This is a genomic window from Reyranella aquatilis (assembly GCF_020880995.1).
Lineage (GTDB): Bacteria > Pseudomonadota > Alphaproteobacteria > Reyranellales > Reyranellaceae > Reyranella > Reyranella aquatilis.
Genome location: NZ_JAJISD010000013.1, coordinates 101,330 through 123,514, shown reverse-complemented (window position 1 = coordinate 123,514; position 22,185 = coordinate 101,330). Strand labels below are relative to the sequence as shown.

23 protein-coding genes are annotated in these 22,185 nt (G+C 63.8%); 16 read left to right on the top strand and 7 right to left on the bottom strand.

What is annotated here, in order from left to right; all coding sequences use genetic code 11:
* Nucleotides 1–2: 2 nt before the first annotated feature.
* A complete protein-coding gene (locus LJ725_RS24825; protein ID WP_230553642.1) occupies nt 3–629 on the bottom strand; it encodes a D-sedoheptulose-7-phosphate isomerase in 627 nt (208 codons plus the stop codon).
* Between the two features lie 155 nt (nt 630–784).
* Between LJ725_RS24825 and LJ725_RS24820 the strand changes: the two genes are divergently transcribed.
* The 14 genes from LJ725_RS24820 to LJ725_RS24755 all read left to right on the top strand — a co-directional run bounded on the left by LJ725_RS24820 (nt 785) and on the right by LJ725_RS24755 (nt 13,978).
* The gene (locus tag LJ725_RS24820; protein WP_230553641.1) at nt 785–1,825 is read left to right on the top strand and encodes an NAD-dependent epimerase/dehydratase family protein; all 1,041 of its coding nucleotides are present in this window, start codon (nt 785–787) and stop codon (nt 1,823–1,825) included.
* On the top strand, nt 1,818–2,273 hold the full coding sequence (locus LJ725_RS24815; protein WP_230553640.1) for a dTDP-4-dehydrorhamnose 3,5-epimerase family protein: 456 nt from the start codon (nt 1,818–1,820) through the stop codon (nt 2,271–2,273). The genes LJ725_RS24820 and LJ725_RS24815 overlap by 8 nt, the downstream gene beginning before the upstream one ends.
* A complete protein-coding gene (locus LJ725_RS24810) occupies nt 2,266–3,276 on the top strand; it encodes a GHMP family kinase ATP-binding protein (protein ID WP_230553639.1) in 1,011 nt (336 codons plus the stop codon). The genes LJ725_RS24815 and LJ725_RS24810 overlap by 8 nt, the downstream gene beginning before the upstream one ends.
* A 2-nt stretch (nt 3,277–3,278) precedes the next feature.
* The gene (locus LJ725_RS24805; protein WP_268990861.1) at nt 3,279–4,232 is read left to right on the top strand and encodes an NAD-dependent epimerase/dehydratase family protein; all 954 of its coding nucleotides are present in this window, start codon (nt 3,279–3,281) and stop codon (nt 4,230–4,232) included.
* A gap of 7 nt (nt 4,233–4,239) precedes the next feature.
* Nucleotides 4,240–5,463, top strand: a complete 1,224-nt coding sequence (locus LJ725_RS24800; RefSeq protein ID WP_268990860.1) for a class I SAM-dependent methyltransferase — start codon at nt 4,240–4,242, stop codon at nt 5,461–5,463.
* On the top strand, nt 5,460–6,209 hold the full coding sequence (locus LJ725_RS24795) for a cephalosporin hydroxylase family protein (protein ID WP_230553636.1): 750 nt from the start codon (nt 5,460–5,462) through the stop codon (nt 6,207–6,209). The genes LJ725_RS24800 and LJ725_RS24795 overlap by 4 nt, the downstream gene beginning before the upstream one ends.
* Before the next feature lie 14 nt (nt 6,210–6,223).
* Nucleotides 6,224–7,111, top strand: coding sequence for an NAD-dependent epimerase/dehydratase family protein (locus LJ725_RS24790; protein ID WP_230553635.1), 888 nt, complete (start codon nt 6,224–6,226; stop codon nt 7,109–7,111).
* Between the two features lie 4 nt (nt 7,112–7,115).
* Complete coding sequence (locus tag LJ725_RS24785) at nt 7,116–7,931, top strand: transketolase (protein ID WP_230553634.1); 816 nt, start codon at nt 7,116–7,118, stop codon at nt 7,929–7,931.
* Nucleotides 7,928–8,824, top strand: coding sequence for a transketolase C-terminal domain-containing protein (locus LJ725_RS24780; protein ID WP_230553633.1), 897 nt, complete (start codon nt 7,928–7,930; stop codon nt 8,822–8,824). The genes LJ725_RS24785 and LJ725_RS24780 overlap by 4 nt, the downstream gene beginning before the upstream one ends.
* 3 nt (nt 8,825–8,827) lie before the next feature.
* Nucleotides 8,828–9,661 (top strand): class I SAM-dependent methyltransferase, encoded by an 834-nt coding sequence (locus LJ725_RS24775; RefSeq protein ID WP_230553632.1) that lies wholly within the window; start codon nt 8,828–8,830, stop codon nt 9,659–9,661.
* Nucleotides 9,662–9,758: 97 nt separating this feature from the next.
* Nucleotides 9,759–10,577: a phytanoyl-CoA dioxygenase family protein gene (locus LJ725_RS24770; RefSeq protein ID WP_230553631.1), complete on the top strand. Its 819-nt coding sequence runs from the start codon at nt 9,759–9,761 to the stop codon at nt 10,575–10,577.
* On the top strand, nt 10,574–11,350 hold the full coding sequence (locus tag LJ725_RS24765) for a TylF/MycF/NovP-related O-methyltransferase (protein ID WP_230553630.1): 777 nt from the start codon (nt 10,574–10,576) through the stop codon (nt 11,348–11,350). Before LJ725_RS24770 ends, LJ725_RS24765 begins: the two co-directional genes overlap by 4 nt.
* A 31-nt stretch (nt 11,351–11,381) precedes the next feature.
* Nucleotides 11,382–12,500, top strand: coding sequence for a class I SAM-dependent methyltransferase (locus LJ725_RS24760; RefSeq protein WP_230553629.1), 1,119 nt, complete (start codon nt 11,382–11,384; stop codon nt 12,498–12,500).
* An 11-nt stretch (nt 12,501–12,511) separates the two neighbouring features.
* The gene (locus LJ725_RS24755) at nt 12,512–13,978 is read left to right on the top strand and encodes a hypothetical protein (protein ID WP_230553628.1); all 1,467 of its coding nucleotides are present in this window, start codon (nt 12,512–12,514) and stop codon (nt 13,976–13,978) included.
* Here the strand turns inward: LJ725_RS24755 and LJ725_RS24750 are convergent.
* From LJ725_RS24750 to gmd, 5 genes are read right to left on the bottom strand one after another with little or no spacing between them, the layout of a single operon-like run.
* Nucleotides 13,954–15,063: a DegT/DnrJ/EryC1/StrS family aminotransferase gene (locus tag LJ725_RS24750; protein WP_230553627.1), complete on the bottom strand. Its 1,110-nt coding sequence runs from the start codon at nt 15,061–15,063 to the stop codon at nt 13,954–13,956. The two genes, LJ725_RS24755 and LJ725_RS24750, sit on opposite strands and share 25 nt — an antisense overlap.
* Nucleotides 15,056–15,622, bottom strand: a complete 567-nt coding sequence (locus LJ725_RS24745; protein ID WP_230553626.1) for an acyltransferase — start codon at nt 15,620–15,622, stop codon at nt 15,056–15,058. Before LJ725_RS24745 ends, LJ725_RS24750 begins: the two co-directional genes overlap by 8 nt.
* On the bottom strand, nt 15,619–16,026 hold the full coding sequence (locus LJ725_RS24740) for a cupin domain-containing protein (protein ID WP_230553625.1): 408 nt from the start codon (nt 16,024–16,026) through the stop codon (nt 15,619–15,621). Before LJ725_RS24740 ends, LJ725_RS24745 begins: the two co-directional genes overlap by 4 nt.
* Nucleotides 16,023–16,943: an NAD-dependent epimerase/dehydratase family protein gene (locus tag LJ725_RS24735; RefSeq protein WP_230553624.1), complete on the bottom strand. Its 921-nt coding sequence runs from the start codon at nt 16,941–16,943 to the stop codon at nt 16,023–16,025. Before LJ725_RS24735 ends, LJ725_RS24740 begins: the two co-directional genes overlap by 4 nt.
* Nucleotides 16,940–17,977 carry a GDP-mannose 4,6-dehydratase gene (gene gmd, locus LJ725_RS24730; protein ID WP_230553623.1) on the bottom strand — a complete coding sequence of 346 codons (1,038 nt, stop codon included), beginning with the start codon at nt 17,975–17,977 and terminating at the stop codon, nt 16,940–16,942. Before gmd ends, LJ725_RS24735 begins: the two co-directional genes overlap by 4 nt.
* A gap of 376 nt (nt 17,978–18,353) precedes the next feature.
* Here gmd and LJ725_RS24725 point away from each other — a divergent pair, with 376 nt between their 5' ends.
* Nucleotides 18,354–19,487 carry a tetratricopeptide repeat protein gene (locus tag LJ725_RS24725; RefSeq protein WP_230553622.1) on the top strand — a complete coding sequence of 378 codons (1,134 nt, stop codon included), beginning with the start codon at nt 18,354–18,356 and terminating at the stop codon, nt 19,485–19,487.
* Between the two features lie 39 nt (nt 19,488–19,526).
* A complete protein-coding gene (locus LJ725_RS24720; protein WP_230553621.1) occupies nt 19,527–21,104 on the top strand; it encodes a hypothetical protein in 1,578 nt (525 codons plus the stop codon).
* Here LJ725_RS24720 and LJ725_RS24715 read toward each other — a convergent pair.
* Entirely contained in the window at nt 21,101–22,129 is a 1,029-nt protein-coding gene (locus tag LJ725_RS24715; protein WP_230553620.1) for an FkbM family methyltransferase, read from the bottom strand. The two genes, LJ725_RS24720 and LJ725_RS24715, sit on opposite strands and share 4 nt — an antisense overlap.
* Nucleotides 22,130–22,185 lie beyond the last annotated feature (56 nt).

Here is a 22,185-nt window from a genome sequence, read left to right as displayed (position 1 = left end):
CATCAGAAGCGGGTCGCGGCCATCTGATCGGCCGGCAGGGCTTCGAGACGAAGATACTGCGCGAGAATGTGCATGAGGCTCTGGTGGGTGTCCTCGACCACGCCGTAATTGTCAGCCGCGACGTGCAGGCTGACATCCGCCAGGCCGGCGCTGCGGCCGCCGGAGAACCCGGTCAGCGCGATGGTCGCCATGCCGTTCTCGCGCGCCCACTTCACGGCCCGGACGATATTCTCGGAATCACCCGAGGAGGAGATGGTCATCAGCACGTCGCCCGGGCGTGCTGCCGTGCGCAGTTGCTGGACGAAGACCTCGGAAAACTCGAGGTCGTTGGCGATGGCCGTGACGAGCTCGACCGTGGCGGACAGGCTGAAGACGCGGGGACGCAGGCCGGTCCCGGTCGCGATGCCCTTGGAGCAGTCGCAGGTCAGATGGTTGGAGATGGCCGCCGACCCGCCGTTGCCGCAGGCGAAGATCAGCCGGTCCTCTCGGATGGCGCGGGACAGAAGAGCCGCGGCCCGGTCGATCTGATCGCCGCCGACCGACTGCAAGGCAGTCGCAAGATTGACGGCATATTCGAGAGTGTAGGCACCCGCGGAAGGGTATTTCCGGCTGGGGAACTTGGTTTTCATCTGCATTTCCTGCCAAGGGTTGACGTAGCCCCGGCGCATGGTCCAGTTGTCAGCCTCGATTGAGGCAGGCCAGCTTGGTTTTGCAAGCTGTCGATTGCAAGCATGCGGCTCCTCCGGGAGCACCGCAGACTGGCTGCAGGGGAGGTTCGGTTTAGATGAGCGGGAAAGTCCTGGTTACGGGTCACGATGGCTACATCGGGGCTGTGCTCACCCCAACTCTTGTTCGCTCGCGTTACGACGTCGTCGGCTTGGATACCGGGTACTTCTCCAAGTGCCTGCTCGGGACCGAGCCGGCCAAGGTACCGACCATCTCCAAGGACCTTCGCGAGGTCGAGGCTTCCGACCTCAAAGGCTTCGATGCGATAGTGCATCTCGGCGCACTCAGCAACGATCCGGTCGGCAATCTGAACAAAGGCTGGACCGAGGACATCAATTTCCACGCATCGGTGCGCCTCGCCAAGGCGGCGAAGCAGGCCGGCGTGAGGCGCTTTATCTTCTCGTCGTCCTGCATCATGTACGGCCTTTCCGAGGCGCAGTTCGTCGATGAGACTGCGCCTCTCAATCCCCAGACCGACTATGCGCGCTCCAAGGTGCAGACCGAGCAGGCTCTCCAGGAACTCGCCGACGATACTTTCTCGCCCGTGTATGTCCGCAACGGCACCGTCTACGGTCTCTCGCCGCGCCAGCGTCTCGACACGGTTCTGAATGCTTTCGTGGCGGAGGCCCTGACCACGGGCCACGTCACCATGCACAGCGACGGCGAACCGTGGCGGCCGGTGGTTCACGTCGACGATCTGGCGCGGACCTTCGGTCTCTATCTCTCTGCGCCGCTCGAGACCATCCACAACCAGGCGTTCAACAACGGCGCCGACCATCTCAACTACAAGATCCGCGCGATCGGCGAGGCGGCGGTGAAGGCGGTTCCAGGGGCCAAGCTGACGATCGAGGCGCGGCCCGGCGCCGACCAGCGCACCTACCGGGCGAGCTTCGCGAAGTTCGCGAAGACCTTCCCCGACTTCAAGTTCGAGTGGACGCCGGAGTCCGGCGCCGTCCAGCTTGCCGACGCCTTCCGCAAGGTCGGCCTCGACAAGGTCGCGGTGGCGAGCGGCAAGTTCATTCGCCTCAGCTGGCTGAGGCACCTGATCGACGACGGTCGACTGGACGAGAACCTGAAGTGGCGAGGCGTCAATGGCTGAGATCGATGGTGTGAAGGTCGTTCCCCTGCGCCAGATCGTCGACGAGCGCGGCAAGATCATGCACATGCTCAAGGCGACCGACCCGCACTTCAAGTCGTTCGGCGAGATCTACTTCTCCTGCGCCTGGCCCGGCGTTGTGAAGGCCTGGCACATTCATCAGACGATGACCGTGAACAACGCGGTGATGGTGGGGCGTGCGAAGCTGGTGATGTACGACCTGCGCCCGGACTCGCCCACCAAGGGTGCCCTTCAGGAGGTCTTCTTCGGCGAGGACAACTATGTCCTCGTCCAAATTCCGCCCGGTATCGCCAACGGTTACAAGGCCTACGGCGACAAGATGGTGGTGATGGCGAACTGCGCCAGCGAACCGCACCGGCCGGACGAGATGCTGCGCTTGCCGCCCTTCACGCCGGAGATCCCGTACGACTGGGCCCTCAAGCATGGTTAGATCGTGGCGGCCGCCTCGGCTCGTCACGACGATGACGCCGCTGCGCATCAGCTACATCGGCGGCGGTTCTGACATCGCGGACTTCTATGAACAGGACCGCGGTGCCGTCGTCAGCACGGCGTGTGACAAGTACATCTATGTGACGGTGAAGGCGCATTCGCCGCTTTTCAACGAGGCGTACCGGATCAACTATTCGGTGACGGAGCACACCGATTCGCTGGCCGACATCCGCAACGACATCGTGCGCGAGTGTCTGCGGCTGGTGACAGTGCCGGCCCCGCTGCAGGTCAACATCGCGTCCGACCTGCCGGCCAATTCGGGTCTGGCCTCGTCGTCGGCCTTCGCGGTGGGACTGCTCTATGCCCTGCATACGCTGAGGGGCGAGGACGTGTCGGCCGCGCAGCTCGCGGAAGAGGCCTGCACGGTGGAGATCGAGCGCCTCGGCCATCCGATCGGCAAGCAGGACCAGTATGCCGCGGCCTTCGGCGGGCTCAATCTCATCCAGTTCCATCCCGGTGGTGCGGTTTCCATCGATCCGATCTCGATCGGCGAGGATCGCCTGCGGGTCCTGTTCCGCGACAGCCTGGTCTTCTGGACGGGCATCCAGCGGTCGGCAGCCACCATACTGACGGAGCAGCGCGCCAAGCTGGCCGACACCCGTCCTCTCGTCGCAGCGATGCGGGACGATGCCATGGTGCTGCGGGACAAGTTGCGAGCGAATTGCACGATTGCCGAAATCGGTGCGCTGCTCGACAGCAACTGGCGCCGCAAGCGTGAACTCGCCAGCAGCATCTCCGAGGAACGAATCGATCGCTGGTACGAGGCGGCCCTGGCAGCGGGTGCACACGGTGGCAAGCTGCTGGGCGCCGGCGGCGGCGGGTTCCTGTTGCTGCTCGCACCGCCAGAGAAGCACGCCGCCGTTCGGGCGGCGCTGGGCGACCTGACCGAAGTCCCCATGGCGTACGAGCCTCGCGGCGCGCGCGTTTTGTACGCGGTCACCTGAAGATGGACCTAGCGGGCCGGAGAATTCTCTTCACCGGTGGCGGCGGCATGATCGGCGCCAATCTCGTGCGCCACGTGCTGGGCGAGGATGCCAGGGTGTTCGTCACCGCGCGGTCTGCAGGGTGCCCCCCGAATCTTTCGGAGGTCGTCAGGCGTTTCGAGTGCCTCGAAGCCGACCTGCGCGACCCGGCAGCAGTGCAACGCGCGGTCGATGTCGCGCAGCCGGAAATCGTCGTCCATCTCGCCGCAACGGCCTTCAACCCGCCGCCAGCGGCGAGCGACCATGTCGACGTCAATGTACGCGGCACCGCGAACCTTCTCCAGGCACTGGCAGGGCAGAAGGGCCTGCGGTTCATCCAGGCCGGCAGTGCCGCCCAGTACGGCGACGGCAACGGGCTGAAGGAGGACGCGCCGGAGCGTCCGGCGAACTGGCTGGGCATGACCAAGTCGGCCGCCGCCCAGCTGGTCCATGGCGGGGGACGCCTCCACGGATGGCGAACCGTGGAACTGCGGCTGTTCACGCCATTCGGACCGTGGGAGGCACGGCACCGGCTGATCCCGCATGTGATCCTTTCCGCCCTGGCTGGCGAACCGGTCCGTATCCGGAACCCGCGGCCCGAGCGGGATTTCGTCTACATCGGCGACGTTGTCCGGGCGTTCCATAACTCCATGATCCGGGACATTCCGAGCGGCTCGACCATCAACATCGCGTCGGGGCAGGGACGTTCGGTCGGGGAGGTCGCCGGCGAAATCCTCGCCCTGATGGGCAAATCCGGGTGCCTCTCGATCGAGCCGTCGGAAGTGCGCGCGGACGAAATCTGGCGGTGCAGCGCCGACGTCTCAAAGGCCCGGGAAATGCTGGATTGGCGGCCAGAAGTGCCATTTTCCGGGGCATTGCGGCGCACAATCGATTGGTTTACTAACGCGCCCCAGCATACCAGCAGTATGCGATCATAGGTGAAACTTGGCGCGCTGCATTCTCTGTCAGTCAAGCGATGTCGAGGTCGTCCTCGACCTCGGGAAAATGGCGTTGGCCAACAAGTTTCTCACCAAGACGGAGCTTGAGGCCGGTGAGCCGGCCTACCCGTTGCGCCTCGCGCACTGCAGTTCGTGCGGCCACGTCCAACTGCCCGATCGGGTGCCGCCGGCGGCGATGTTCGAGGACTATCTCTACATGTCCTCCCTGTCCGAGACGCTGGTCAATCACTTGCACGGGCTGGCCGCCGCCGTCGTCGACTGGGCGAAGCTCAAGCCGAACGCGCTGGTCCTGGACATCGGCTGCAACGACTGCACGCTCCTCGAGGGCTTCCGGAAGCAGAGGATGAGCGTCCTCGGCATGGACCCCGCCGTCAATCTGGCGCCGGTCGCGAAGCAGAAGGGGATCGAGGTTGTCAACGACTTCTTCGGTCTCGAGTCGGCGCGCAAGCTGCGCGAGCGCTTCGGGCCGGCGAAGGCGATCACGGCCACCAACGTGTTCCCGCACATTCCCGCGCTCGACGATTTCGTCGCCGGCCTCGACGTCATGCTGGATGCCGACGGCGTGTTCGTCGTCGAGGCACACTATCTGCTGGACCTCCTCGACCAGGCCGCCTTCGACACGATCTATCACGAGCATGTCTCCTACTGGTCGCTCGACGCGATGCAGAAGCTGTTCAATCCGCGCGGCTTCGAGGTCGTCGATTGCGAGCGCCTGCCGATCCATCACGGGCAGCTGCGGGCCTTCATCCAGCGCAAGGGCGTCCGCCCGGCGTCTGCGGCGGTGACGGCACGGCTCGCTCAGGAGCGCGAGTATGGCGTTCCGGAGCGCGCGCCCCTCGAGAAGCTGGCGGCACAGGCCCATGAGGTGCGAAGGCAGCTGCGACGCACGCTCGACGAGCTGAAGGCCAAGGGCATGAAGGTGGCCGGTTATGGCGCGCCCGCGAAGGGCAGCACGTTGCTCACCTTCGCCGGTGTCGACGCCGGCGACCTCCAATGGATTGCCGACCGCAGCCCGCTCAAGCAGGGTCGCTACACGCCCGACAGCCATATCCCCGTCGTGTCGACGGAGCGGATCCTGCAGGACCAGCCGGACTACCTGCTCGTGCTGGCCTGGAATTTCGTCGATGAAATCGTCCGGCAGCAGGCCGACTACAGAAGCCGCGGAGGGAAGTTCATCTTGCCGGTCCCCGAAGTGAAGATCCTGCAATGAAATCCGTACACGCGCCGCCAAACTCGCAGATCGTCCTGCGCCGGAACGGTGAGGAGATCGCCTGCGATCTCTATTCGCCCGAGGGTCGCGAGCTGCTAGCGGCTTTGTGGCTCAAGGTTTCGGCTCACAATCGGCGCATGTACGAGCCGCGCTGGCTTGGGGTGCAGATCATCCAGCTGCCCGAGGACGTCGTGGCGATGCAGGAACTGATCTGGAAGGTGCGGCCGGACGTGATCGTCGAGACCGGCATCGCCCACGGCGGTTCCCTGGTGCTGTCGGCCTCCATCCTCGAGCTGATCGGCGAGGGGCGGGTCATCGGCATCGACGTCGACATCCGTAAGCACAATCGTGAAATCATCGACGCCCATCCCCTGCGTCACCGGATGGAGCTGATCGAGGGCAGCTCGATCGACCCCACCATCGTTGACAGGGTTCGGGCGTCGGTCGGCGATGCCAAGCGGGTGCTGGTCACGCTCGATTCGAATCACACCGCGGCCCATGTGGCGGCCGAGCTCGAGGCCTATGCGCCGATGGTCACCCTGGACAGCTACATCGTGGCCATGGACGGGGCGCAGGCGCATGTCGGGGATATCCCGGCGGCCCGGCCGGGCTGGGCGGACGATCATCCGCTCCAGGCAATCGACCAGTTCCTGGCGAGGCATCCGGAGTTCGTGGTGGACCCTTACTACGAGCGGATGGACATCACGTCCTCGCCCGGCGGATTCCTGCGCCGGGTGAAGTCGTAGAGCGTGGATCGAAAATGAAAGTCGTCATTACGGGCTCGCAAAGCTTCATCGGCAAGGTTCTCGAGACGACGCTCACGGCGCAGGGGCACGAGGTGTTCGGCGTGGACTCGGTGGCGCCCGGCGGTGCCAACAGCCTGGCCGCCGACATCCGGGATCCGGCGCTCGCCGACCGCCTGCCGGAAATGGATGCGATGATCCATCTGGCGGCGATCTCCCGGGAGCCCGATTGCGCGGCCGACCCGCGGCTCGCCTTCGACGTGAACGTGACGGGCACGGCCAACCTGCTCATGGCGGCGCGCAAGCGCAATGCCCGGCAGGTCATCTTCGCCTCGTCGGAGTGGGTGTACGGCGACGTGGCCAACGACGCGGTGCAGTCGGAAGACACGGTGATCGATCCAGCGGCGGTACGGAACGAATACGCGGCGACCAAGCTCGCCGGCGAGATGGCGCTCAATGTGGCGGTGCGGCGCGGTCTGGAGGGCGGTACCGTCCTGCGCTTCGGAATCGTCTATGGTCCGCGCAAGGCCAACTGGTCGGCGGTCGAGGCGCTCGTCAACACGGCACGCACGAGCGAAACGGTGACCGTCGGCAGCCTCGCGACGGCTCGCCGGTTCATTCATGTCCGCGACATCGCTTCCGGCATCGGCGCCGCGCTGGGACGTCGGGGATTCGAGATCTTCAATCTCGCAGGCGACAGGCTGGTGACCCTCGGCGACGTGATCGAGGCGGCGCGGAGCCGGCTCGGCAAGCAGCTTCAGGTGACCGAGCGTGATGCCTCGGCGATCAGCATCCGGAACCCGGTGAACGACAGGGTGAAGCGCGAGCTTCGCTGGGCGCCGCAGACCTCTCTGGAGACCGGGGTCGCGGAGCTGCTCGAGTATTTCCGGGAAGGGGAGAAGTAGTTCGATGACGGCGCGTCCCAACCTTCCCGATCCGGCGGATGTTCGCCGCACGATCCTGAAGATCCTGTTCGAAGGGCAGGCCAGCCACCTCGGCACGTCGATGTCGATGGTCGAGATCCTCATCGCGGCCTACGGCGCCTGCGACGTCGGTGCGATCCGGCGCGGCGAGAACGGCCGCGACCGGGTGTTCGTCAGCAAGGGGCACGGGGCGGCGTGTACCTACTCGGTGATGCACCATTTCGGCCTGCTCGATGCGGCGACGATCGCGACCTACCACAAGAACGGCAGCGAACTGGCCGGCCATGTCAGCCACGCCGTGCCCGGGGTCGAACATTCGACGGGGGCGCTCGGCCACGGCCTGCCCGTCGCGGTCGGCGCGGCGATCGGGTTACGCTCGAAGGGCTTCGACGACGCCCTGGTCTTCTGCGTGATGGGCGATGGCGAGATCCAGGAAGGGGCGGTGTGGGAGGCCCTGATGCTGGCCCACCACCAGAAGCTCAACCGGCTGATTCCAGTCGTCGACAACAATCGCATCTCGAGCATCAAGGCGACCAGGGAGGTCATCAACCTCGAGCCGCTCGCGGATCGCTTCCGCGGCTTCGGCTTCGCCGTGCATGACATTGATGGTCACGACCTCGCGGCCCTGACCGGCGCAATCGCCGCCATACGCGCGGGCGACAAGCCGAGCGTCATCATTGCCAACACGACCAAGGGCAAGGGCGTGCCCTTCGCAGAGAATCAGCCGATCTGGCACTACCGGTCGCTCAACAAGGAAACCTACGAGCAGGCCGTCGCGGCGCTGAAGGGAGACGTGTCGTGAGAGGCAAGATCCTCAATGCGCTGCTCGCCCGCATGAAGACGGACGAGCGCCTGTTCTTCCTGACCGGCGACATGGGCATCAACCTCGTCGAGCCGATCGAGGAGGCTTTCCCCAAGCGCTTCCTCAACGTGGGCATTGCCGAGCAGAATCTGATCGGCGTCGCGGGAGGCCTGTGCAACATGGGCTTCCTGCCGGTGGTCTACACGATCTCGAACTTTCTCATCCATCGTTGTCTCGAGCAGATTCGCGACGACGTCGTGCTGCACGAGAACAAGGTCATCCTGCTGGGAACCTCCGCGGGCTTCGACAACGCCCCGCTCGGGCCGACTCATCACATCGTCGACGAGTGGGGCATGCTGAAGGGGCTGCCGGGCATCGACGTCTATGCGACTTCGTCTGTCGAGTTCGCGGAAAAGGCCCTCGATCTGGCCATCGCGCGAGAGAAGTCGGCGTATGTCCGCATCGCCAAGGGCACGCCGTCCATTCCCGGCGCCGATGGCGACTTCCACTACATCGAAGGCCAGCCCGGTGCCCCGCTGCTCGTCTCGTACGGCAGCCTGGTTCAGGAATGCCTGAAGGCCAGGCAGGCCCGCCCGGAATTGGGCGTGCTGGTCATGAACAAGCTGCACACGCTGGATGCCGTGAAGCTGTCCTCCTTGCTCGCGAAGCACGAGCGCGTTCTCGTCGTCGAGGATCATTTCCCGACGACGGGCCTCTATTCTTCGGTCTGCCAGCTGGCCATGGAGCAGGGGCTGTCCATAACGGTGCAGCCGGTCGCGCCGGAGGGATACTCATTGAAGGTCGGACAGTCCTCGGACTTCTATCATAAGCTCTTTTCCCTCGATGCTGCCGGCATCCTGGACCGACTGGCCGGATCGCCGCGCAAGGGGTGAGACATGGACATTGCCGACACCCGCAAGTGTAACCTGTGGAATCTTGACCGCCTTGCCGACTATCTGGCGATCGCTCCCGATGTCCTGCGGGGCTACTATGACGAGATATCGGAAGACGCAGGATTCCTGGCCGGCATCAATGCGAGGCTAAAGAAAGTGCGTGAGGAGTATGGGTTTATCAAAGCCATCTTCGCGCGCGAAAAGATCGAATCGGCCGACTGGTTCGCCTTCGAGCGCATCCTGATCTATGTGTTGGTCCGCCACCTCAAGCCCGAAACGGTGCTGGAGACTGGCGTCTACTATGGTGGCAATACGTCGTTCCTGCTTGCGGGGCTGCATCGAAACGGGAAGGGGCGCCTTGTGTCGATCGACCTCCCGGACTCGGCCATTCGTGCGGGCGCTTCAGCCGGCGCGGCACCGCGTCATCCTCTGGTCGGCGACTCCGAACTTTATCAGCCCACGCTGAAGCCAGGCTTCATCATTCCGGATTACCTCAAAGAGCATTGGGATTTCGTCGAGGGCAACAGCCTCGAGGTGATCCCGACCCGCTTGGAGACGTTCGATCTCTACCTGCACGACAGCGACCATTCGATGGAATTCCTGACGGCCGAGCTCGATGCGGCATGGCCTCGATTGAGCCCTGCGGCGACGATCGTCGTCGACGACATCGACTGGTCGAACGCTTTTTTCTCCTTCTGCGTCAACCACCGGCTGAGTCCCGTTCTCTTCACCGACAACGGCAAGGACAATCTCCGGGTCAGGTCCGGGGTAGTGAAGATTGATCATCCGCGCAATCGCGAGCGTGCGTTTACAGGTGCAGGGGCAGTTTCTGCGTAGGTGACCGCGATTAGTTAGGGACAGGAAGGTCCAGGAAGGATTGCTTGTCGATATATTCGAGTTGTGGTCACCTTACCCTTGAAGTCGGAGATTGCGCATGAACTTCGACGCTAGTCAGGACAGGCTCTTGGAAGGACTGATTTTAGACTACGAACGGGATGGTTTATGTCTTGTCGGCTTGCCATCGGACGTTGATGAACTGCGCCAAAAAATGATCCATGAAATGAGCGAATGGATTAACTGTGCTTCGCTTGATCTCGGGGCGGCGAAGGATTTGCCAGAGGCGATCGTCCACCTAGCTAAGGTGGATCGGAGAGCTGTTGGCAAGCTCTACAAGGTCTCGCGGCGCTTCCCGGCTGCGCGGCAACTGGCTTGTCATCCCTGGCTCATCGAACTTGCCAAGTCGGTAATGGGAACGCGCCTCGTTTCATGCTGCACCTTCGTGAACGTGCGCATAGATTTGCCGGATGAAGAACGCTTCTTGCTGCCGATCCATCAGGATTTTCCCTATATTCAGGGGAGCTTGAATGGGGTGACGCTGTGGCTGCCGCTATTTGATACCGAGCTGGAGCAGGGGCCTCCTTCGTGGATCAAGGGAAGTCACAAATGGGGGGTTCTGCCTGTTCGCGAGGAGAATTCACCTGGGAGTGGCGCGAAATCCTTCAGCATCGCGAATGCCGACGAGATCGCCGAGCGCCACCAGTTCGAATCGGCAAGTGTCAAGGCCGGGCAGGCGTTGTTGTTCAGTACACTTCTGGTTCACCGCAGCGAGTTGAACACCACGGACCGGCCTCGGCTGAATCTCCAGATTCGGTTCGACGATGCTCTCGCATCGGAGAGCATTGAGCGTAATTATCCGGAAGGACTTTATCTCAATGATTCGTTCAGTGCTTCTTACCCGGAATACGTACAATGACTGAGCACAAGGCTGATCCAACGCGCATGGGCGCAAGCACCGGCTTCGACGCCAAGATCTGGGAAGACACCGTCAAGGTGATTACGGATGGCGGAATCGGTCAGGAAGACGTCATCGAGAACTTCATGCTCTTCCTGCGCAGAGTGAACTTCGGCAAGTTCCTGTCTCATGTGCAGATATTTAACGAAGTGATGGATGTTCCTGGGCACATCGTCGAGTGCGGAGTCTTCAAGGGCATGTCCTTGCTGACTTTTGTGAAGCTCATCGAGGTGCTGTGTCCCGCCGACTCCCTCAAGAGGGTAATCGGGTTCGACACATTCGAAGGGTTCGTCAATCTGGCGGAAAAGGACGGCCTTCCGAACGAGAAAAGGGGAAAGGTCGTAGGCGGTTGGAACTCCAGCGATTTCCTTCCTACCTTGCAGAAGCTGGTCGAGATTACGCAGCGTGATTCGATGGTCCCCAGGGTGAAGCGGGTGGAACTCGTCAAGGGCGATGCGTCGGTCAGCATTCCGGAGTACGTGAAGGCAAATCCGGGGATCCGGATTTCGCTGCTGCACCTCGACATGGACCTTTACGAACCGACGTTGGCGGCGCTCCGTCACCTATACCCGCTCGTGTCCCCCGGTGGAATCGTGCTGCTGGACGAATACGGTATGGACGGCTTTCCTGGAGAAAGCGCCGCTTTCGACGACTTTTTCGGCGCCAACAGACCTCAACTCAAGAAGTTTCCCTTCACTTCAACGCCCGGAGGCTATTTCCGCAAGGTTGGCTAACGGCCGGTATAACGGAAAGTGTTGATGCAAGATGCGTGAAGTCAGCCTGTCGAACTTCGAGGCGTTCAAGGATACCCGTGCAAATGCGAGCGGGGGGCGTCTGGAGTTCGAGATCGCTTCGAAGCAGTGGGACTACGGGCTCGCGCTGCCGCTTTCCGGATTCTGGCAGAAGCTACCCAAGGTCGTCGAGGCGGATATCGAACTCAAGTCGGGCGCGGTTCGCGTCGAGTGCCTGGATCTGAAGAGTCACGGCGAATGCGGTGGCAAGGTCACTCTTGCTGCCCCCTTTCGGGGTAAGGTGAGGGTGCTGCTGGAAAAGCCGGCGGGGCGCCCGGTCCTGATGGTGAGAAACGCCGCGCCGGGCGCGAGCCGGGCAGTCGGTGCCCTGTACGCGGTTGCCCGTCTGGACAACGCCGATCCGGCAGAGTTTCGCCGCCTCAAGGCCGGCACCTGGGACTACTGGCACTATTCATACGATCTGGGGCAGGGCGCGCGAGTCGAGGCGACGATTGACGGCATCATGCCGATGCACCGGCTCAACCAGAAGATCATGTTGCATCTTCTCAAGACGGGCTTTGGTGACATCGCCGGCAAGCGTATCGTCGATGTGGCATGCGCGTCGGGATTCCACACGATGGAGATGGCGCGGCAGGGTGGCCGCATGGTCGGAGTCGACATCGACGCGCCGTCGATCGAGCAGGCCCGGTTCCTCCAGCAATGTTCGGACGTCAAGACGGTTCGCGACATTCGCTTCGAGTTGAGCGGGCTGCACGGCTTCAAGCCGGCGGAGCCGTTCGACATCGGCTTCTGCTCCGGGCTCTTCTATCACCTTCTCGATCCGGTCGGCGGTGCGCAGGCGCTGTTCAATCTGGTCAAGGAGGGGGCCGTCGTGCATTCGCACATCGTGGACAGCCCGGAGGCGATCATGGCGTTGGCGGATTCGTCCAAGTACAAGTGCTGCTTCGATGGCGAGTTCGCGCTGATGCCCAGCCGCAGCATGCTCGAGCGCATCTTCGCCCATGTCGGCTTCAAGGTGAAAAGCTTCTCGCCGCGTGACGTGGTAAGCGATGCGGAGATCGACAGCCTTGCGCCGGAGTTCTCCACGCTCTTCGCCTCGGGCAACACGGCCTATTATCTGCTGACGAAGTAGCGGGCTTCGCCATGTCCACCGGCGAAGCAGGGCAGGTACGGCGGGGCGTCATCGAGGCGATCATCCTCGGGCGCAACGACAACTACGAGCCGCAATGGACTGAGAAGCTTCTCGCCGCCATTGCCTACAACCGAGCGGTACTGACGCGAGACGGCTACGAGTTCCGTGTCGCCTTCGTGGAATGGAATCCGCCGGCCGGCAATCCGCTCCTGGCGCCAATGCTCGTCGAGCGTTTCCCCTACGTCCGCTGTGTGGTCGTGGCACCGGAAGTGCACAAGGCGATCTGCCAGGGGCCCATGCCCATCATGCTCAATCCGGCAATCAATGCCGCGGTGAGGACGAGCGAGGCCGACTACCTGGTGGTGACGGGCGGCGACTGTTTCTTCGGCCGCGCGCTGGCCGACCGCATCGCCCGCGAGGGACTGGTCGCCAATCGCCTCTACCGCGCGGAGCGCGTCAACATCCGCGCCGACATCGACTTCGTCTCCGCGACGCCGGCCGAGATCGAGGATCCGGCGAATATCGTGTCGGTCGACACCTGCTCGGAGCCGCCCTACGACCGGCCGCCCTTTACGAATGCGTCAGGCGACTTCCTGATGATGGACCGGGCGACCATGACCGGCCTGCGTGGCTTCGACGAGGCGATCGACTTCTCCAAGTTGCATCTCGATTCGCGCCTGTGCTGGACCTGCATGGATGCCGGGATGGATTGCGAGTTGCTGGGACGCATCTTTCATATCAGCCACACCCAGTCCTACGTGAATGCTGGCGGAGCCTACGACAGCCAGTCCTATGTGACCGAGGTGAGCCTGCCCTATCTCAATCCGGACGAGTGGGGGCTGGGGCGCTTCGCGTGGACGCGGGACGGCGATCGCGTCTGGCACGTCGGCCTCGGTGCCGCGAATGCGCCGGCGCCGGCGCTGGACGGAGATGCGTCGAGGCGGGCGGAGAAGGTGCGGGCGGGCCTGGTTGCGCTGCATGCCCAACGGAACGACCAGGACCCGGCAGACGGCGCCAGTGAGATCACGAAGCTGCCGCTCGACTGGGTCTGGGTCGCACCGATCGCGAGCCGGGACGAGGCGGGCGTCATCGAGGGTGCCAAGGGTGTCGTGGACAACGTTGCGGCGCTCAGCCTGCCCGACAAGCTGCCGCCACCGAAAAGCAACGAGCGCCGCTGGATATTCCTGTCGCTGGATGTGCTGCAGGGCGACCTCGTCGTTGAGGCCATCGACCAGAATCGCCGGCCGCCGACGCTGGTGAGGGCCAGTCGCGAACCCGTCGGGATCTGGCTGGAGATGCCGCCCGAAAGCAAGGCGGTCCGGTTCGGCCGGTTTCGCGGCAACGGTCCGGCTGTCCGCCTGAAGATCCGCGAGGCGCGGCTGTTCGGGCGCTTCCGACCATCCTCCCGGAAGGAGATCTCCAGGGGCCTCTACGGACGCATGAAGTACCGGCTTCAGCGGTTCTTCGGGCCCTCGTAGAAATCGCGGATTGCCTCGCAGACGTGGTCGATCTCGTCGTCCGAAAGCTGGACAGCGGAGGGGAGCCACAGGCCGCGCCGCCCGACATCCTCCGCCACCGGATAGTCGCCGGGTAGGTCGTAGGCTGCCTGCCGGGTGATCGGCGGATACATGACACGCGTCCCGACGTTGCGCTGCTTCAGATAGTCGATCAGCCCCTCGCGGCGCTCGACGCGAACGTCGATGAACCACGGCGCCGTCAGCGCCAGGTCGTGCGGGAACACCGAGACGCCGTCGATGCCCGCAAGTTTCTCCTGGTAGCGCTTCCAGATCTCCTTCTTGCGGATCACACGGGCCGGCAGCTTGCGCATCTGCTCGATGCCGATGCAGGCCTGCAACTCGGTGAACTTGAAGTTGAAGCCGATCGAATCGTGGATGTCGTTGCCGCCTCCCGAGCGGCCGAAATCCTTCAGGCGGCGCAGGCGGCGCGCGATCTCGTCGTCGTCTGTGATCAGGGCGCCACCCTGGCCGGTGGACACGATCTTGGGCGAGGAGAAGGAGAAGCTGCCGACGCGGCCGGCGCGTCCGACATGGCGGCCGTCGGGAAACCAGGAGCCAAGCGACTGTGCCGAATCCTCAATCAGGGCGATTCCCTTCTCTTTCGCCAGGGCCTCGAAGGCGGCGATGCCGGCCGCCGGCGCGCGGCCGTTGGCCGAGACCAGCATGATCGCCCTGGTCTTCGGGGTGATTGCCTTCTTCACCAGCTCGATGTCTAAGCACAGCGTATCCCGCTCGACGTCCACGAACACCGGGACGGCGCCGAACATCTTCACGGCGTTCGGGCTGGCGATCATCGTGTAGTTGGGAACGATGACCTCGTCGCCGGCGACGACGCCGACCGCCATGGCCGCCAGCGTCAGGCTGATCGTGCCGTTGTTGACCACGATGCAGTGCCGGGCGCCGGTGTAGTCGGCAATCATCTGCTCGAACTGTGTGGTCCGCTTGAATTCCGTGATGAAGCCGTCTTCATCCATGTAGTCGCAGATCGCCTTCTTCTCCTCTTCGCCGAAGAGCGGACGCATCTGCATGATGAAATGGTCAACCATTCCCGACTTCCTTCCAGAACTGTTCTTCGAGGGCGAGGATTGCGACCCTGTCGCGGTCGCGCAGCTTGCGCGCCGGCACGCCGCCGTAAAGCGTCCAGGCCTCGAGATTCTTCTTCGCCAGCGACTGTGCGCCGAGACAGGCGCCGTCACCGAACGTGACGTTGGGCAGCACGGTCGAGTTGGCGCCGACGATGCAGTGTCGCCCCAGGGTAATGTCGCCGACCTCGACGGCGCCCTTGACGCGGCGCGGCACCAGTGGCGTGGCGATGCCGCCGACATAGTCGTCGCTGCCGGCGGCCAGAACGACGTTCGGCGCCAGGGTCGAGAACTGGCCAAACCGGACGGTGGCCTGCCGCCCGCCGATCAGCTTGGCGCCGGCCGAGATGTGGACGTAGTCGTCGCACTCCAGCGCTGTGGAGATGTAGCTGAAATCGTCGATGATGACGTTGTCGCCCAGCCGGACGAGCTCGGGATAGCGGATGCGAACCGTCTTGCCGATGATGACGTTCTTGCCGCGATGGGCCAGCAAGGCCTCATCGAAGAAGAGGTTGTCGCTCACAACCGCCTGCGGTCCCTGTCCGCGCCGACATAGGGACCGTTCTTGACCTCGAGGACTTCGGTTCCGTCCTCGAGGATCTCGTAGCCGTGTCCGCCGCGCAGCAGGATGGCGATGTCGCCCGTGCCGATGACCAGCTCGGCCACTTTCTTCTCGGTGGTGTTGTAGATGGACGCCCTGATCGATCCCTTGCGGACGTACAGCACTTCCTGGGTCCAGAGGACCTCGCGCGGCACCTCGTTGTGGATGTGCGCCTTCAGGAGGGTACCCGCCGGATAGCCCCAGGTGCCGACCTGGATGAAATCCTCGTCCTGCGAAAAGAACTTGAGGCCACCGGCCCAGGCCGCACCGGCCGGGATGTGGCGGGCGAGCACGATGTCGCCTTCCTTGATCTCGACGATGCTCATCGTGCGGCTCCTTGCTCGACATACCAGGCGACCGTGTCCTGAATTCCCTGGCGCAGCCCGCGTGTCGGGCTCCAGCCCAGAAGCCGGGCGCCGCGCGAACCGTCCACGGTCTTGAAGGGGGCGCCGTCGGGCTTGGAAGGATCGAGTACGATCCGGCCCTCGTAGCCGACCGCGTCGCGGATCACTTCGGCGAGTTCGAGGATCGAGATGCCCTTGCCGACACCGATGTTGACGATGTCGGTCGTGGCCGGCGCACCGATGGCCCGGATCATCGCCTCGGCGCCATCGTCGACGTGCAGCCACTCGCGCACCGGCTTGCCCGAGCCCCAGACGACGACCTCCGGGGCACCGGTGGCCTTTGCCTCGGCGAACTTCATGATCAAGGCGCCGAGTGCGTGCGAGCGCTCCGCCTCGAAATGATCCTCGGGCCCGTACATGTTCGACAGGATGAGGTTCACGACGTCGAGGCCGTATTGCTGCGCATAGGCCCACGAACCTACCCAGGAGGCCTTGCGCACGAAGCCATAGGTCATCACCGAATCGTGCAGCGGGCCGTCCCAGAATTCGTCTTCGCGGAAGAGGGTGGCGTCGCCGGGATAGGCGCAGTTGGAGATCGGGTTGACCACGCGCCGGACCTTGGTACTCGTCGCGGCTTCCAGCAGGTTGATGGTCATCAGGAGGTTGTTGCGGAACATCTCCGCCTGATGCTTCAGCCCGAACTGGATGCCGCCGACATAGGCCGCGCAATTCAGCACGTAGGCCGGCCTGACTTTCTCGAACAACGCGAGGGTCTGCGCGCGGTCGCGAAGGTCGACGCCGGCGGAGAGGGAAGTCGAGACAAAGTCACTCTTCGTGGCTTCGAGCTGGCGGATCACCCGCTTGCCGAGAAAGCCCGTGGCACCGAGGACGAGGATCATCCGTGCTCACCGCTGTAGCCGTCATGCTTCAGGTCGTACTCGACCATCAGGCGGACAAGCTCGGGCAGGCTCGTCCGTGGCTGCCAGCCGAGGATGCGGTGCGCCTTGGAGGCGTCGCCCTGCAGGTAGTCGACTTCGGAGGGACGATAGTATTTCGGATCGACGACGACCCGAACCTCGCCGGTCGCGGCATCCACGGCCTGCTCCGAAACGCCTTCGCCGCGCCACTTCAGCTTGATGCCCGCCACACCGAACGCCATCGTCGCGAAGTCCCGGACGGAATAGACCTCGCCGGTCGCGATGACGTAGTCGTCGGGCTCCTTCTGCTGCAGCATCAGCCACATCGCCTCGACATAATCCTTGGCGTAACCCCAGTCGCGCTTGGCTTCGAGGTTGCCGAGCACGAGCTGCTTCTGCCGGCCCTGCGCGATGCGGGCGGCGGCCTTGGTGATCTTCTTTGTGACGAAGGTCTCGCCGCGGCGGGGAGACTCGTGATTGAAGAGGATGCCGTTGCAGGCGAACAGCCCGTAGGCCTCCCGGTAATTGGTGGTCACCCAGTAGGAGTAGAGCTTGGCCGCGGCATAGGGAGAGCGGGGGTGGAACTTGGTCTGCTCGCTCTGGGGCTGGGTGCCGATCTCGCCACCGAACAGCTCGGACGTCGAGGCCTGGTAGAAGCGCGGCTTGATCCCGAGATCCTTGATCGCATCCAGCAACCGCAGGCAGCCGATCGCATCTACCTCGGCCGTGTACTCGGGCACCTCGAAGGAGACGGCGACGTGGGATTGGGCGGCGAGATTATAGATTTCTTCAGGCTCTATGCGACCCAGCAGCCGGTGCAGGTTGCTGGAATCGGTGAGATCCCCAAGGTAAGTGTGGAAATTGGGGTGATTGAGGATGTGGTCGATCCGCTGTGAGGTGAAGACGGAGCTTCGCCTCACGATGGCGTGAACATCGTATCCCTTCGCCAGCAGAAACTCGGCCAGATAGGAGCCGTCCTGGCCGGAGGCGCCTGTGAGAAACGCTCTTTTGGTCATTTTTTCGGGTCGCTGGTCCGCTGGCAACTTTGTGGGGCTGAAACCGCCGATCGGGCCCTTGGGCACTGGCTTAAGCCGGCAGGGCGTAGCATAGAAGAACCGACTACAATAGGGTTTGAAGCCTTGGTTTGATCGCGGCGAGTGGTCTTTCGACGGGCCAGAGCCGGATCGCCGGTGAACCCGGCCGACGAAAAGGGAACACTCGCTTGACGCCTCTACTGCCGTGAGTTAGCCGACCGGGTCGTCAAATGCCAAACGCAATCCCGCCTGCACGCTATGACCGGTTTCCAGGTCGCACGGACGAGCCAAACTCCTGGCCCCGGTCGCGACGGATGGGAGCTGGAGAAGTGGCCGGCGGTCTGGGAAATCACTAAAAGTGACCGAATTGTCTTTGCTGGAACGGTTGTCAGGCTCTTTGCGCGACTCTCTGCGTCGCGGCGCTCGGTCCGGAGAGGGGGAGGAAAAGCCGCTCTCGATCGAGCTCAGCAAGGCCCGCGCCCTCTACCTCCGAGCCCGGATCGTTGCTCGTACAGGCAATATCCCTCTGGCGGCCAGCATGTTCGCCGATGCCGCGGCGCTCGATCCCGAGTTTGCCGACGCCCTCGAAGCCGAGGGCGCCATGCTCGATTTGACGGGGCAGGAAGACCTCGCCCGCGCCCGGTACGATGCGGCGCGGCTGTCGCGCGCGCGCAATCGCCCGGGTCCGCCGGACAGGCCCTTCTATGCCCGCCAGCGCGGTCCCTACGTTTCCGAGATCATTTCCTATAGTTCGGCACGGCAGTCGCTCCGGCGGAACGTCCTGCCCCTGATCGCGCGCGGGAACGCCTATCTGGCCCAGGGCGATGCCGGACGTGCGTTGGCGGACTACGACCGCGCGCTGAAGCTGCGTCCCGGGCTCCCGGAACTGCTCGCCCTGAAGGCGGAGGCTCTGGTGGCCCTCGGTCGTCATCAGGACGCACTGGAGTTGCTGGATGAGGTTCTCGCGGCCCGGCCGCGGGATGCCGGCGCGCTGAACACGCGGGGCATCGTGAACATGGCTCTGGGCAAGATCGCCGAGGCCAACGCCGACTGGCGGCTGCAGCTCGAGATCGCGGGCGGTCGCCCGGCGGTCTGTGCGTATCTGGCTCTTCGCCTCGCCGACTACGAGGCCGCCCTTCCCCACCTGGAAGCGGCGAGCCAGGCCGATCCCCGGGACCCGTACTTCAGGCTGTATCTGAATGCCGCGCGGATGAGGCTGGGACGGCAGTCCCTCGGTGGCGCCCCGGTTACCGAAGAGGGATGGCCCGGTGTGCTGCTTGCCCTGCAGGCCGGCTCGGTCGGCGACGATGCGGTGCTCGCCCAGGCAGATACGATCGGCCGAAGGGCGGAAGCGCTCTTCCAGATGGCCATCCTCAAGGCCGCGACCGACCCTGCTGCAGCGCGCTCGCGTTGGCAGGAAGTCGTCGAGCAGGGGCCCCACGACCTCGTCGAGTATGCGGCGGCGCGCAACGAACTCGCGCGATCCTCCTGAGTTTCAACGTCGAGCCCATCGTCTGTCGCGTGAGGTAGCATGTTCTCCGTCATCCTCTACGGTCGCAACGACACCCACGGCTATAACCTGCACAAGCGTGCCGCGATCAGTTTCAACGCGATCGCCGAGGTCATGTCCGATCCGGACGACGAAATTCTCTTCGTCGACTACAACACGCCGGACGATCATCCGACCTTTCCAGAGGCGATCCACGACACGTTGACGGAGAAGACCAAGAAGGTGATGCGGATCCTCAGGATCCGTCCCGAGCAACACGCCCATCTGAAGTCGAAGACCCACCTGGTGGCGCTCGAATCGCAATCGCGCAACGTGGCTCTGCGGCGGTCGAATCCGCGGAACCGCTGGATCCTGTACACCAACACCGACATGCTGCTGGTGCCGCGCGTCGAGAACGAATCGCTCAGCGACATCCTGGGCGGCGTTCCCGACGGCTTCTATCAGATCCCGCGCTTCGAGCTGCCGGAGATGCTCTGGGAAGCCGCGTTCGACCGGCGCGACCCGGCGGGAAATCTCGCCAAGCTGCGCGACTGGTCGGTTCGCTACCACCTGAACCAGGTGGTCCATAACTTCATGCCGATGAAATACGACGCGCTGGGCGACTTCCAGGCGGCGCTGCGCGAGGACATGTTCGAGATCCACGGCTTCGACGAGTCGATGCTTCTCGGCTGGCACTGCGATTCGAATCTGGCGGCGCGCCTTGCTCTATATCGTGGCCGTGTCGATACCCTGATCGACAAGGTGTTCGGGTATCACTGCGACCATACCCGCGTCGCGGCGGCCAACAACAAGGGCCGGCAGACCCGCATGAACAACCAGGACCAGTACATCTGGGACGTGGCGACGCCCTACATCGCCGCCCAGGCCGACAACTGGGGCTGGCCCGACGTCGAGATCGAGGAGATCAGGCTTGATCGGGATACATCGTACCAGCGCTTCACCGCCGGGCTGGATGCGGCCATGAAGCCGGCCGAGGTGTCCTACTCGTCGACCAGCCTCGAATGGCATCTCTACGACGATCTCACCTACGACATCCCGCACACCCTTCCGTTCGTGTGCGACCAGATGCTGACGTTCCCGCGTTCGACCTCCGTCATGATGGTCGCGGCGCGGGCCGAATTCGTGAGCCGCTTCGCCGTGGCTTGGAAGGCCATGGGCTTCACCGGCAAGATCCTCGTGCCGACGGAATGCGAGGGCCTGCCGACGGACCTGGAGGGAGTCGAGCGGGCCAGCTTCGAGACGCTGCTGCCAAAGACCGATATGTTCATCTTCGAGTTCGGCCTTGCGACCCAGCGGGCCGACGAGCCCGTCCGGGCGGGCCGGCATGCCGGACCGGTCGATTCCAAGCGTCTCAAGGTGATCTCGCGGCTGTTCAGGCAGGCCGCGGCGTCCGAAGCCGAAACGCGGCCTGCCAATCGCCGGACGGCGCGCCGCTTCGTCGGCGTGAACGTGATCTACAACAAGTTCTGGCCGCTCTTCACCGACTATGTCGGCGCCAACATCAACCCCTTCTGCAGCCAGGTGCTTGCCGGGCTGCCGCGCATCGATCCGAGCCTCCGCGGCAAGGTCCTGCGGTTCCGGGGCCGCCGCGCCCTCTAGTTCGGCGGCGGGTAGAACGACGGCGCGTCGGCCTCGAAGGCAGCGATGTAGCTCGCGTAGCTATCGGCCTTCTCGCGGCTGACCTGTGCCTGGCCGGCAAGCAACTCGAGACCGAGATCGACGTCGATCACGGCAGCGAGTCGCTGACGGAATTCCGTCAGCAACTCGGCGGCGCCGTCGGGCTGGCCCCACACCGAGAAGATGGCAGCCAGCTTGCCCAGCTTTTCCGCGCTCATCGCATCGACGGTGTGTCGCCAGTCGGGGCCGGCCGGATCGCGTGCGTAGAAGGCCTCGGCCTGGAAGGGCCGTCCCGTGAGGGTCTGGGCGGGCGAGGTGATGGCGAAGGGCGCGGGGAGAGCTGCCATCGAATAGTTGCGGACGTCGAGGGCCAGCAACTCGAAGCCGCGGTCGCGCATGAAACGGTCGGTATTGTGGAAGGTGTGCTCCGTCGGATCCGTGCCGCCGCATAGATTGACCTCGAGACGCGCGGCCAGGATGTTCAGCCTGTCGAACTTGTCGTCGAAGGAATGCAGGACGTGGAAGTCCGGTCCGTCGATGTCGATCTTGAGAAGGTCGATGTCGGTCCAGCCGAGATCGGCAAGGACATCGGGCACGATGATCGGCTTCTTCGGATCGCCGAGCTTCGTCAGGTTCCAGGCGTTGACGTGGAGCTTTTCCTTGAGGGTGGCCGTGGCCATCCGCTCCCTCTTGAGGTGATAGGCGCGCGCGGCGCTCGTCCGGGCAAAGGGATTGCGGACCTGCGGCGGCTTTCCCGCGGCGGCGTGAGTGAAGGGATGGTCCGCATTCAGGCCGACGAACCCACCCATATATCTGACGTCGGGATGCGTCTCTTCCCGGGTCAGGCGCTCGCACTCGTCGAGGCTGGCATCAAAGGCCAGAGACCGCAGACGGTCTCCGAAGACGCGCCACGCAGGGTCGATTCCGCCCGAGCAGCCGATGTCGATGAAGGTGAAGCGCTCAGAGGAAAGACTTCCGGCGAGGTAAGCGGCAAACGCAGTGCTCATGTCATTCCAGATCTGTCGACGGCTTCGGGAGGCCAGCCTAGCAGAGCCGGCCCGGG